The sequence below is a fragment of the Pseudoalteromonas sp. PS1M3 genome (assembly GCF_016865405.1).
In the GTDB taxonomy this organism is placed as follows: domain Bacteria; phylum Pseudomonadota; class Gammaproteobacteria; order Enterobacterales; family Alteromonadaceae; genus Pseudoalteromonas; species Pseudoalteromonas marina.
This window is the reverse complement of record NZ_AP022624.1, coordinates 3,524,345-3,537,536: the sequence shown is the minus strand read 5'-3', so window position 1 is coordinate 3,537,536 and position 13,192 is coordinate 3,524,345. Positions and strand designations below refer to the sequence as shown.

General features: G+C 42.4%; 10 protein-coding genes and 2 rRNA genes. 7 read left to right on the top strand and 5 right to left on the bottom strand.

The window, feature by feature from the left end; genetic code table 11:
* The first annotated feature begins 293 nt into the window (after positions 1–293).
* Positions 294–3,180 (top strand): 23S ribosomal RNA (locus tag PS1M3_RS16470).
* Between the two features lie 145 nt (positions 3,181–3,325).
* Positions 3,326–3,440, top strand: a 5S ribosomal RNA gene (gene rrf / locus PS1M3_RS16465).
* 265 nt (positions 3,441–3,705) lie between these two features.
* Here the strand turns inward: rrf and PS1M3_RS16460 are convergent.
* Positions 3,706–4,233 (bottom strand): sugar O-acetyltransferase, encoded by a 528-nt coding sequence (locus PS1M3_RS16460; protein ID WP_008131857.1) that lies wholly within the window; start codon positions 4,231–4,233, stop codon positions 3,706–3,708.
* A 154-nt stretch (positions 4,234–4,387) separates the two neighbouring features.
* On the opposite strand from PS1M3_RS16460, the gene PS1M3_RS16455 reads away from it, so the two are divergent.
* The 5 genes from PS1M3_RS16455 to PS1M3_RS16435 all read left to right on the top strand — a co-directional run bounded on the left by PS1M3_RS16455 (position 4,388) and on the right by PS1M3_RS16435 (position 10,745).
* Entirely contained in the window at positions 4,388–5,152 is a 765-nt protein-coding gene (locus PS1M3_RS16455) for a DeoR/GlpR family DNA-binding transcription regulator (RefSeq protein ID WP_008131858.1), read from the top strand.
* A gap of 46 nt (positions 5,153–5,198) precedes the next feature.
* The gene (gene glmS, locus PS1M3_RS16450) at positions 5,199–7,019 is read left to right on the top strand and encodes a glutamine--fructose-6-phosphate transaminase (isomerizing) (RefSeq protein WP_008131859.1); all 1,821 of its coding nucleotides are present in this window, start codon (positions 5,199–5,201) and stop codon (positions 7,017–7,019) included.
* Positions 7,020–7,131: 112 nt separating this feature from the next.
* The gene (locus PS1M3_RS16445) at positions 7,132–8,322 is read left to right on the top strand and encodes an alpha/beta hydrolase-fold protein (protein WP_008131861.1); all 1,191 of its coding nucleotides are present in this window, start codon (positions 7,132–7,134) and stop codon (positions 8,320–8,322) included.
* Between the two features lie 159 nt (positions 8,323–8,481).
* Positions 8,482–9,789, top strand: coding sequence for a DEAD/DEAH box helicase (locus PS1M3_RS16440; protein WP_008131863.1), 1,308 nt, complete (start codon positions 8,482–8,484; stop codon positions 9,787–9,789).
* Between the two features lie 104 nt (positions 9,790–9,893).
* On the top strand, positions 9,894–10,745 hold the full coding sequence (locus PS1M3_RS16435; RefSeq protein ID WP_008131865.1) for an alpha/beta hydrolase: 852 nt from the start codon (positions 9,894–9,896) through the stop codon (positions 10,743–10,745).
* Between the two features lie 168 nt (positions 10,746–10,913).
* On the opposite strand, the gene PS1M3_RS16430 is transcribed toward PS1M3_RS16435, so the two are convergent.
* From PS1M3_RS16430 to PS1M3_RS16415, 4 genes are all read right to left on the bottom strand, one after another.
* Positions 10,914–11,816 carry a homocysteine S-methyltransferase family protein gene (locus tag PS1M3_RS16430; RefSeq protein WP_008131867.1) on the bottom strand — a complete coding sequence of 301 codons (903 nt, stop codon included), beginning with the start codon at positions 11,814–11,816 and terminating at the stop codon, positions 10,914–10,916.
* A 166-nt stretch (positions 11,817–11,982) separates the two neighbouring features.
* A complete protein-coding gene (locus PS1M3_RS16425; RefSeq protein WP_006792550.1) occupies positions 11,983–12,228 on the bottom strand; it encodes a DUF3297 family protein in 246 nt (81 codons plus the stop codon).
* A gap of 161 nt (positions 12,229–12,389) precedes the next feature.
* Positions 12,390–12,599 carry a cold-shock protein gene (locus tag PS1M3_RS16420; protein ID WP_006792549.1) on the bottom strand — a complete coding sequence of 70 codons (210 nt, stop codon included), beginning with the start codon at positions 12,597–12,599 and terminating at the stop codon, positions 12,390–12,392.
* A gap of 187 nt (positions 12,600–12,786) precedes the next feature.
* Positions 12,787–12,996, bottom strand: a complete 210-nt coding sequence (locus PS1M3_RS16415; protein ID WP_006792548.1) for a cold-shock protein — start codon at positions 12,994–12,996, stop codon at positions 12,787–12,789.
* Between the last annotated feature and the right edge of the window lie 196 nt (positions 12,997–13,192).

Below are 13,192 nucleotides of genomic sequence, written 5' to 3'. Positions count from 1 at the left end.
GATTTAGAACTTATTTGTTCGTAGTGTCCACACAGATGATTGTTAGTTAGTTAAGCCACTGGCTTAGTTAATTAATATGCTCTTTAAAAATTTGGAAAAGCTGATAATAAAATTCGTATGAATAACATTGTTATTTGTACAGAGTTTTCAAAAGTAAAAAAGAATGATAGCAGTATCATTCAGTGCCATTTAATCACTCTTATGAGTCGATTGATTGGTATCTACTTTAGTATTCAATATTAACTTCTGGCGAAGTTAAACTGTCACAAAACAAAGACCCGTTTGGGTTGTATGGTTAAGTGACTAAGCGTACACGGTGGATGCCTTGGCAGTTGGAGGCGATGAAGGACGTATTAACTTGCGATAAGCCTAGTCAAGCTAGTAAAAAGCACTTGAGACTAGGATTTCCGAATGGGGAAACCCACCTGCTTGCAGGTATCGTTAACTGAATACATAGGTTAACGAGGCGAACGCGGAGAACTGAAACATCTAAGTACCCGTAGGAAAAGAAATCAACCGAGATTCCGAAAGTAGCGGCGAGCGAAATCGGAACAGCCCTTAAGCTTATTATGTGTTAATGGAAGGCTCTGGAAAGTGCCACGATACAGGGTGATAGTCCCGTACATGAAAAGACATTTTAAGTGAAATCGAGTAGGTCGGAGCACGTGAAACTTTGACTGAATATAGGTGGACCATCATCTAAGGCTAAATACTCCCAACTGACCGATAGTGAACCAGTACCGTGAGGGAAAGGCGAAAAGAACCCCTGTGAGGGGAGTGAAATAGAACCTGAAACCGTGTACGTACAAGCAGTAGGAGCAGACTTGTTCTGTGACTGCGTACCTTTTGTATAATGGGTCAGCGACTTATATTTTGTAGCGAGGTTAACCGATTAGGGTAGCCGTAGGGAAACCGAGTCTTAACTGGGCGAATAGTTGCAAGGTATAGACCCGAAACCCGGTGATCTAGCCATGGGCAGGTTGAAGGTTGAGTAACATCAACTGGAGGACCGAACCCACTAACGTTGAAAAGTTAGGGGATGACCTGTGGCTAGGAGTGAAAGGCTAATCAAACCGGGAGATAGCTGGTTCTCCCCGAAATCTATTTAGGTAGAGCCTCGGACGAATACTTACGGGGGTAGAGCACTGTTAAGGCTAGGGGGTCATCCCGACTTACCAACCCTTTGCAAACTCCGAATACCGTAAAGTAATATCCGGGAGACACACGGCGGGTGCTAACGTCCGTCGTGAAGAGGGAAACAACCCAGACCGCCAGCTAAGGTCCCAAAGTCATAGTTAAGTGGGAAACGATGTGGAAAGGCCCAGACAGCCAGGAGGTTGGCTTAGAAGCAGCCATCCTTTAAAGAAAGCGTAATAGCTCACTGGTCGAGTCGGTCTGCGCGGAAGATGTAACGGGGCTAAACTATGCACCGAAGCTGCGGATTCATACTTTGTATGAGTGGTAGGGGAGCGTTCTGTAAGCGGTTGAAGGTGTACCGGGAGGTATGCTGGACGTATCAGAAGTGCGAATGCTGACATGAGTAACGATAATGCGGGTGAAAAACCCGCACGCCGGAAGACCAAGGGTTCCTATCCCATGTTAATCAGGGTAGGGTAAGTCGACCCCTAAGGCGAGGCCGAAAGGCGTAGTCGATGGGAAACGGATTAATATTTCCGTACTTGGTATAATTGCGATGGGGGGACGGAGAAGGCTAAGCAAGCATGGCGATGGTTGTCCATGTGAAAGTGAGTAGGGCGTTTGTTTAGGTAAATCCGGACGAACATTAAACCTGAGACACGAGACGAGCTACTACGGTAGTGAAGTTGCTGATGCCATACTTCCAGGAAAAGCCTCTAAGCTTCAGATTATACCGAATCGTACCCCAAACCGACACAGGTGGTCAGGTAGAGAATACTAAGGCGCTTGAGAGAACTCGGGTGAAGGAACTAGGCAAAATCGTACCGTAACTTCGGGAGAAGGTACGCTCCTATCTGTGATGAGACTTGCTCTCTAAGCGGACGGGAGCCGCAGTGACCAGGTGGCTGGGACTGTTTATTAAAAACACAGCACTGTGCAAAATCGCAAGATGACGTATACGGTGTGACACCTGCCCGGTGCCGGAAGGTTAATTGATGGGGTTATCTTCGGAGAAGCTCTTGATCGAAGCCCCGGTAAACGGCGGCCGTAACTATAACGGTCCTAAGGTAGCGAAATTCCTTGTCGGGTAAGTTCCGACCTGCACGAATGGTGTAACCATGGCCACGCTGTCTCCACCCGAGACTCAGTGAAATTGAAATCGCAGTGAAGATGCTGTGTACCCGCGGCTAGACGGAAAGACCCCGTGAACCTTTACTACAGCTTGGCACTGAACATTGAACCTACATGTGTAGGATAGGTGGGAGACTTTGAAGATGAGACGCTAGTCTTGTTGGAGTCGTCCTTGAAATACCACCCTTGTAGTTTTGATGTTCTAACGTTGGCCCCTGAATCGGGGTTACGGACAGTGCCTGGTGGGTAGTTTGACTGGGGCGGTCTCCTCCCAAAGAGTAACGGAGGAGCACGAAGGTTGGCTAAGTACGGTCGGACATCGTACGGTTAGTGTAATGGTAGAAGCCAGCTTAACTGCGAGACAGACACGTCGAGCAGGTACGAAAGTAGGTCATAGTGATCCGGTGGTTCTGAATGGAAGGGCCATCGCTCAACGGATAAAAGGTACTCCGGGGATAACAGGCTGATACCGCCCAAGAGTTCATATCGACGGCGGTGTTTGGCACCTCGATGTCGGCTCATCACATCCTGGGGCTGAAGTCGGTCCCAAGGGTATGGCTGTTCGCCATTTAAAGTGGTACGCGAGCTGGGTTTAGAACGTCGTGAGACAGTTCGGTCCCTATCTGCCGTGGGCGTTTGAGAATTGAGAGGGGTTGCTCCTAGTACGAGAGGACCGGAGTGAACGAACCGCTGGTGTTCGGGTTGTCATGCCAATGGCATTGCCCGGTAGCTACGTTCGGAACTGATAAGCGCTGAAAGCATCTAAGCGCGAAGCAGGCCTCGAGATGAGTTCTCACTAGACTTTTAAAGTCTCTGAAGGGCCGTTGAAGACTACAACGTTGATAGGCAAGATGTGGAAGTGGTGTGAGCCATTAAGCTAACTTGTACTAATTACCCGTGAGGCTTAACCATACAACGCCAAACGCGTTTTATGTGACAGTTAAGACAGAAGTTAATGACTAAAGTAGATATTACTGACAGAAAGACTTAAAAAATATTATCAGATATTTTCCAAATTCAGTTAGTGCGTAGGAATACGGATTAACAACCAAATTTGCTTGGTGACAATAGCGTTTTGGACCCACCTGATCCCATGCCGAACTCAGTAGTGAAACGAAACAGCGCCGATGATAGTGTAGCATTTGCTATGTGAAAGTAGGACATTACCAGGCTTCAAATAAGAGAAACCCGTTACAGCAATGTGACGGGTTTTTTGCTGTCTGCAGGAAAATAATCTCTAAAGCGTAGCGTCTCTTAAGCGAACCACCTCTTTGTGAGCGGTGTTTTGGTTATTAGTAGCGCACCGACTTCAAATAAGAAACACCCGCTAAATCAATGTAACGGATTTTTTGCTTTCTGGGGTTTAAAACACCAAACCTTCAACACTCAGATCGGGCGAGCAAAGTGACACCTGACACCAAAAAACATCGATTATAATTATAGTGTTCTTATTTCAAGAGCAGGATTACCAGCAACAACTGTATTCTCCTTTACATTTTTGGTGACGAGCGATCCCGCACCAATAACACTGTTATCGCCAATAGATACGCCTGCTAAAATAATTGCACCTGCACCAATCCATACGTTGTTGCCTATTATAATCGGTGCTGCAAAGTTTTCTTTATTCAGTCGCAGTGTAGGGTTAACAGCATGGGATACCGCTAGTAATTGAACATTGGGGCCTATTAAGCAGTCATCACCGATGGTAATTGCCCCCTCACTAATTGGAGCATCTAATACCGTACAGTTAATGTTTATGAAGCTACGATCACCAATAGTTATTTGATTACCATAATCGCAATGAAAACCTGATTCTATAATTACCCCTTCACCGCATTGAGCGAACAGCTCTTTAATGCGTTTTAAATTACCTTTACTTGGGCTTTTATTAAAGAGTCGGCATATTTCGCCAGTTTGCTTTCGTAGCGCTAATAGCGTTTTATCTAAGCTGTTAAATGACTGCATTAAGGCTTCTTTGATTGATTAACTGATCCTAGCGCTATTTTACCTTTATTATTCCTTGTTGAAAGCTGCTTTATTTTTGCTCGTTCACTTGCCATTTAACTAGTTTCGTTTAGAATTACACATCTTTCGAAACGAAACTTAATCTACGAGCTTTATGACTAAACGAAACACACAGCAACGCCGCCATTTAATACTTACTCAGATAAATGAGCTAGGTGAAGTGGCTGTTGAAAAGCTCGCTGAGCAGTTTCAAACATCTGAAGTAACCATTCGTAAAGATTTAACCGCGCTTGAAAAAAGCGGCTTGTTACTGCGCCGTTATGGTGGAGCTATTGCACTGCCTAAAGAAATCGTCACCGACGAAATAGACTCTAAACGCAAAGTAGCAATAGCTAAGGCTGCAGCAGCACTCATAAAAGATCATAACCGCATTATTATTGATAGCGGGCGCACTACGGCCGCTATGATCCCAGAGCTTGCAAATAAGCGAGGGTTAGTTGTAATGACCAACGCGATTAAAGTGGCGAGCCGTTTACTATCACTTGAAAACGAGCCAACACTTTTAATGACCGGTGGTACATGGGATCCACATTCTGAGTCGTTTCAGGGGCAAGTTGCTGAAAACGTATTATGCTCTTATGACTTCGATCAATTATTTATTGGTGCAGATGGCATAGATGTAAAGCGCGGCACGACTACCTTTAATGAGTTAGTTGGCTTAAGCCAAGTAATGGCAAAAGCAGCTCGCGAAGTAATCGTTATGGTTGAGTCAGATAAGATTGGCCGAAAAATACCAAATTTAGAATTACCGTGGAAAATAGTAACCACTTTAATAACCGATACTGGCTTAGCAGATGATAAACGCAAAGCGATTGAGGCGTGTGGTGTAAAACTAATTTGTGCAGAGATTATTGATTAGTAACTAAAAAGCGAGTTACTAGAATTAAAAAATTAATGGAGACACTATGTGTGGAATAGTTGGGGCAGTTGCAGAACGTCCAGTAAACAAAATTTTAGTTGAAGGCCTTAAACGTCTTGAATACCGTGGCTACGACTCTGCCGGTGTAGCACTTTTAGAAGGCTCTACACTAAATACTGTAAAAGCAGTCGGTAAAGTAGTTAACGTAGAGGCTGCACTTGAGAAAGCAGGTGTTAGCGGTCATACAGGTATTGCACACACACGCTGGGCAACACACGGCAGCGTTACTGAAGAAAACGCTCACCCGCATGTATCAAATAACCAGCTAGCACTCGTGCATAACGGTATTATTGAAAATCACGCAAGCTTACGCGCATCGCTTAAAGAAGAAGGCTACGAGTTCCTATCTGAAACCGATACCGAAGTAATGGTGCACTTAATTCATAAGCTTCGTAAGCAACACACTACGTTACTTGCATCTGTTCAAGCCGCAGTTAAGCAATTTGAAGGTGCGTTTGGTACCGTTGTATTTGATAAAGCAAACGACAATGAAATCATCGTAGCGCGCTCAGGTAGCCCACTTGTAATAGGTTTAGGCCTTGGCGAAAACTTTATTGCGTCTGATCAGTTAGCACTATTACCAGTTACACGTAGCTTCATCTTTTTAGAAGAAGGCGACGTAGCCCGAATTACACGTGATACTGTTGAAATTTTTGATGAAAATGGCGACGCTGTAGAGCGCGAAGTTATTGAATCAAATATCACGCAAGACGCTTCAGGCAAGGGCGACTACCGCCACTACATGCTAAAAGAAATTTACGAGCAACCACTTGCGGTACGCAATACCCTTGAAGGGCGTTTAAACGACGACCGCGTAGCAATTGACGCCTTTGGCGACAGCGCTCAGCAAATATTTAAAGATGTAAAACACGTACAAATTATTGCCTGTGGTACGTCATACCATTCAGGTATGGTTGCCCGTTACTGGCTTGAGCAATTTGCAGGCGTTAGCTGTAATGTTGAGATTGCCTCTGAGTTTAGATACCGCCAATCGTATGTACACGAAAACAGCCTACTTGTGACTATTTCACAATCGGGTGAAACAGCCGATACGCTAGCGGCATTACGCTTAGCTAAAGAGCAAGGTTACATGGCATCAATGACCATTTGTAACGTACCGGGTTCATCGCTTGTGCGCGAATCTGACCTTGCCTTTATGACTAAAGCCGGCGCTGAAATTGGTGTAGCTTCTACTAAAGCATTTACAACACAATTAGTTGGTTTGTTAATGCTTACTGCGTCTATAGCTCAAGAAAAACAACTTGATCAAAGTGCTATTGTAGATGCTATAAAAGTACTTCCTGCTAAGCTTGAAGAAACATTACTGCTTGCTGATGGCATTGCAGACCTTGCAGAAGAGTTTGCCGACAAACATCACTCACTGTTTTTAGGTCGTGGCTCGCAATACCCAATTGCAATGGAAGGTGCGCTTAAACTTAAAGAGATTTCGTACATTCACGCAGAAGCCTACGCAGCGGGCGAGCTTAAACATGGGCCACTTGCACTTATTGATGCCGACATGCCAATTATTGTTGTAGCACCAAACAATGAGCTATTAGAAAAGCTTAAATCAAACGTAGAAGAAGTACGTGCACGTGGCGGCATTATTTACGTATTCGCAGATAAAGATTCACACTTTGAGTCAGACGACACAATGCGTGTAATCAACGTAAACCACACTGACGACATTATTGCGCCAATTGTTTACACACTGCCATTACAGTTATTGTCGTACTATGTAGCCGTAATTAAAGGTACCGACGTTGACCAACCACGTAACTTAGCTAAATCTGTTACGGTTGAGTAAAATCAATAAGTTATTGTTTGTTAGTTAAAACTAAAAAGGCGCTCAACGCGCCTTTTTTTGTACCTCAAAGCCTGTTAGATTAAATAACCCACTATTTTCAAAAGGATTAGTAATGCGTTTATTAGCCGTTATTTGTTTTGTTAGCTTTTTTGCTTTTAGTTCACAAAATGCCTTTGCACAATCTGGCACTAAACAGCAAAGTGTAGATTACTCTCAGTTCATGCACTCTATTAAATCGGCTGTTTTAAACGAAGAGCGTACTGTTGTAGTCCAGCTACCAAAGAACTACCAAGCTGAGCCAAACAAAGTTTATCCGGTCATTTATCGCCTTGATGGCGCGGGTAACATACCGCTTATAAGTGCTGTGATGGAGCGCTTGCAAAATGATAATCGTGCGCCCGAGGCTATTATTGTCGCTATTGAAAACAACAATCGACTCAGAGATTTATACCCCACAGTGAATAAAGAGCCACAAGGCCCGGTAGGTGAAGGCGGTGGTGCAGCAAAGTTTTTAGCATTTATTGAGCAAGAACTTATGCCCTTAATTAATAAAAGTTATCGTACGCACAATTATAATGTGATTGCAGGGGCCTCTGCTGCAGGCGTGTTTGCACTTTATACAATGCAAGCTAACCCTGATCTTTTCCAAGCGCATATTGCGTATAGCCCAGCGGTTTGGTGGAACTATGGTGCATCGGTAAAAGCAACTAAGGCGTTTATTAATAAATCAACAGACCTAAATAACTATGTCTACATTAATATAGGCGAAGAAGCAGGCATAATGCGTGAGCGATACAATGAACTTCAGCAAGCTTTGCAATCTAATAGCTTGCCAAATTTACGCTTTTTTAGTGATGCGTTTGATGGTGTCTCGCATAACCTGACTTCGGTTGCTGGTTCATTTAATGCCTATCACAACTTATTTTTGCCTAAAAAAATGCCCATAAGTGCTTTAACTGACGATGTAACCTCTATTGATGCTTATTATCAAAACTTATCTCGACAATGGGGCGAGCAGATTGCGCCATCGGATCGCGCTGTTAGATCACTCGGGTATAACTTAACGGGCAGCAAGCAATTTTCCCGCGCTATTGAAGTGTTTAGGTACAATATAAAAAACCACCCAAAATCAGTCGATGCGTTTTCAGCCTTATCTTATGGCTATGAAATGCAAGGCGATACTCGCCAAGCGCTTGAACAGATGGAATCTGCTTTAGCGATAGCAGACGACTCATATCCTTATATACATTACTTAAAAGAAACAAAAGCTAGATTACAAACGCAGCTAAGCAAAACGCAGTAATGTAAAAGGATAAAGCGCAGAAGGAGCCTGGGCTTACAGTTACCTTTACAACACGCAGCTGTTACCTATGAAAACATTTAAATCACTAATTCCTACTTAATAAGCGCTAAATACGCTAAGATTACAGGCTACTTTTTTAGCAATAAGCCCACAACTTTTATGACCTCAGCAACAAGCCCTAGCACTTTTAACGAACTTGGCCTTATTCCAGAGCTACAAGCTCGTTTAACCGATTTGGAATATAGCCAACCTACGCCAATTCAAGCTAAGGCGATTCCAAGTGTACTGGCTGGTAGCGATTTAATTGCGGGTGCAAATACTGGCTCAGGTAAAACAGCAACGTTTGCTTTGCCTATGTTGCAAAAGTTATTTTTAGAGCAAGGCGCTAAAAAAGCAGCGAGCAAAGGTAATTTTGTCACTGGGCTTATTTTGGTACCTACCCGTGAGCTTGCTACGCAGGTGGCCGATAGCGTTAAATCGTATTCTGCTAACTTTAATGGCGCGATTAAAACGGTGGCGGTATTTGGTGGTGTGTCGGTTAATACACAAATGCAGGCTCTACGCGGCGGCGCCGATATTATCGTGGCAACACCAGGGCGCTTGCTCGATTTAATCTCAAGCAATGCGATTAAGCTCGATAAGGTAACGACCTTAGTGCTTGATGAAGCCGACCGCATGTTAAGCCTTGGCTTTACCGAAGAGCTTACTGAGTTATTAGCGCTTATGCCTGCTAAAAAACAAACTATGTTGTTTTCAGCAACCTTCCCAGAGCAAGTCACACAATTAACGCAAGAGCTGTTAACCAGCCCAGTTGAAATACAAGTTCAAAGTAAAGACGAAAGCACGCTTGTACAGCGCGTATTTACAGTTAATAAAGGCGAAAAAACTACGGTTTTAGCGCATTTAATTAAAGCGCATAAATGGCGCCAAGCACTTATTTTTGTAAACGCTAAAAAAGACTGTGAGCACTTAGCAGGTAAGCTTGAAAAGCGTGGTATTAACGCACAGGTATTTCATGGTGATAAAGGCCAAAGTGAGCGTACTCGCGTAATAGAAAAATTTAAAGCCGGTGAAATAGAAGTACTTATTGCTACCGATATTGCTGCCCGTGGTTTAGATATTGCCAAACTGCCCGTTGTTATTAACTTTAACTTACCGCGCAGCCCCGCCGATTACATGCACCGTATTGGCCGAAGCGGCCGTGCCGGTGAAGTTGGCTTAGCGTTATCGTTAATTGATTATGAAGACTTTCATCACTTTAAAATAATCGAAAAGAAAAACAAACTTCGCTTAGAGCGTGAAGAAGTAACGGGTTTTGCAGTTAACCAAGCAAACCTTGATGCAGCTGATGCGCTTAAAAACGACAAGCCAATGGCAAAACCAGAAGGCACAGGTAAGAAAAAGAAGAAAAACAAAGTTAACCCAGAAGATGATGCATGGAGTGGTTGGCGAAATCGTTCTAAGTAAGGTTTTATAGTCACTTTATATTAGGCAGCTACCTTTATGAGGCGCTGCCTTCTTTACTGTTTGGGCACATAAAAGTGTAACTGTAGTTTATAAAGGGAAATTAAGTGAATTTACCAACCAAATGGCTATTGCTGCTTTGTGTATTAACTTGTTTTAAATTAAGTGCAAATACGCCATATGAAATTCCTAGAAGTAGCGTTATTCAGCTAACAGAACCTTCTAGTAAGCGTGTTTACCCTGTTTTTATTCAACTCCCTAAGTCATATAAAAATAAGCCAGGTAAAACATATCCAGTTATTTATTTAACCGATGCGCCGTATACCTTTCCTATAGTGGCAGGGGCTACACGGTTTCCTATGAATAGCGGCAAAATGCAGCAAGCAATTATTGTCGCCATTGGTTATGAAAAAGGGTCTATTGGATCTGCCAGTCGAATTAGAGACTACACACCTACCTTTGCAAAGGATTGGAAAAAACAAACAGGTAATGCACAAGGGCACATTAAGTTTATTAAAAGCACCGTGTTCCCTTATATTGAGCAAAACTACCGAGCAAGTCACACACAAAAAACCTACATAGGTAACTCGCTAGGCGGCTTATTTGGTGCCACTGTTTTATTTACAGAACCCGATTTATTTAGCCATTATATTATTGGTAGCCCGTCTGTTTGGTTTGATAGCAACGCAATCTTAGCGCTACAAGCAAATAAACCTAAAGTGCCTACAAAGGTTTATATATCGGTGGGAGCAAAGGAAATCCCAGCTTTTGGTGAAGGGCAAAATATGGTTGAGGGTGCCAAGCTATTGGTACAAAAAATTAATGCACTTAACAGTGACAACATACAATTAAAAAGTGTTGTTATTGAAGGGGCGAGCCATGTAACCGCATTTCCTACTACTGCAATACAAGGGCTTGATTGGGTGCTGGGAATAACAACGATCGACTCAAATATTTAATCATTCTAGCGTGCTAAATAGAGCGCTAACAGCGTTATGAATTTCTCATTTAGAACAACTACATGTCGATATTTATGCGTTGTTATCACGCTATTTATCTGTCGCTATAAATGCTTAATAACTTAACACGATTGGTGCAGCCAATAAGCCCTAAAGGGCACTAAAAGCTTAAGCGCTTTCAAGTTCCTGTTTCCAGTTTACCAGCACTTCAATAAACTCTGGGCCTATACCACAGCAACCCCCAATAACAGTTGCACCCTGAGCGTGCCACTTCTTTGCAAAGCCTAGGTATTCTGAAGGTGAAATATCACGATATGCTTGCGAGCCTTGATTGGCTTGATAGTCATGGGCAATAGGCGTAAAGCCGTTTGCAAAGGCGCCCAAAGCCACGGTTTTATTAAGCTTCGATAATACCTTATTAGTATCTATTAAGGCTTGTTCTATTACTTCGGGGATCGAGCAATTAAATAAAATACCTGCAACATTGTGATCAAGCAGTTCAGTTACGGCGTCAGTTACAAATTCGCCTGAGCGCAGGGTTGCTAGTTCGCTAACTTCATCATTTAAGGTAAATGCGTAATAGCATGGTTTGTTTGAATTTTTAAATACGCTTGCCATTACTTGTGCTTCTTCAATGCTAGAAATAGTTTCGCCAATCCATAAATCTACATACTCGTTTTGTGCTTCATAAAGTGTATTTAAAATAGTAAAACCACGCTTACGTTCAAATAGCTCCGGGCGGTAAGAGCCAAATACCGGAGGAAGCGAACCTGCTACCAGTATATTTTTATTTGCACTTTGAGCCGCTTTTTTTGCAATGATTGCAGCTTGGTTAGCAAGCTCGGCACCCTGTGCATCATAAAGCGCTTCGCCTAAATGAAACGGTACACAGGCGTAACTATTTACAGTAATTACTTCAGCGCCAGCATCTATAAACCCAGAGTGTGCTTGAGTAACAAAGTGTGGCGCTTCTATAAGTGCCTGTGCACTCCAAAGAGGTTGCGTAAACGGAGCGCCAATGCGTTTAAGTTCGCGGCCCATGCCACCATCTAAAATAATTACTTTTTTCATAATAAGCTTCCGCTGTTCTATACAATATGACGTCATTCAAGCATGTTTTGCTTAAAAATATAGTGAAACTTCATCAGGTTTAACATGAAAATAGCTCAATACTTTTTAATAGACACAAAAAAAGCGACTGCCTAGAGGAGTCGCTTACTTTTAAATAAGGATTAGCTTATTTGTAAAACGCTTCTACCTTGCCTTTTACTTTCATAAGCAATGGCTGACCGCGGCGATCTAACGCTTTAGGTGCTGCTACTTTAATCCAACCTTCGCTAATGCTGTATTCTTCAACGTCAAAACGTTCTTTGCCATTTAGAGTAATACCAATTTCATGTTCAAATACTTCTTCTACATAAAATTTGCTGCGTGGATTAATAGAAAGTTGATCTGGTAATTCAGGTTTGTTTGTATCAGTCATAATAGGGATCTGTATAGAATATATTGTGCGCTATTGTAGGCAATACAGGAGTTATGCTCAAGCAAGACTGAAATAAATGTTTGAAGGGGTTTTACTAATACTTATAAGAGGTAATTAAGGGGGTAATAAATGCGTTAAAAAACGCATTTATTTAAAACATGTTAAATGCTAACAATGTTTTCAGCTTGTGGGCCTTTTTGACCTTGAGTAACAGTAAACTGTACACGTTGGCCTTCAGCAAGGGTTTTAAAACCGTCGCCAGAGATTGCGCTGAAATGTGCAAACACATCAGGGCCAGACTCTTGCTCGATAAAACCAAAACCTTTTGCTTCGTTAAACCATTTTACTGAACCAGTAGTTGTAGTAGACATAATATGTATCCTAAAAAATTAATATAAGTGTGCCTGAAAAGAGGCGATTGAGCCGGAAAAAATAGTTAACTTGAGGATAACGCGCAGGATTATTACTAAAACAACGGGGTACTAACAAATAAAACAAAACTTCTTTCAAACTAGTATTCAAAATGGGTTATTGCTAACCCATTTAATTGTTTAGCAATTAGATGCTAACAATGTTCTCAGCCTGTGGGCCTTTTTGACCTTGAGTAACAGTAAACTGTACACGTTGGCCTTCAGCAAGGGTTTTAAAACCGTCGCCAGAGATTGCGCTGAAATGTGCAAACACATCAGGGCCAGACTCTTGCTCGATAAAACCAAAACCTTTTGCTTCATTAAAAAATTTAACTGTACCAGTTGTTGTATTAGACATAATAGATCCTAAAAATAAATAAAAGTGTGCCCTAAATAGGCAATTTAACAGGAAGAAAACGTGCATTTAACTGAGGATAACGCGAAGGATTATTACTAATATCAACGAGGTACTTACAAATAAACTGGGTTTTCATCAACCCGATGCCGAGCAGGATAACAGCATGTTTGATAATACACCAAGCTTTATTGTTATT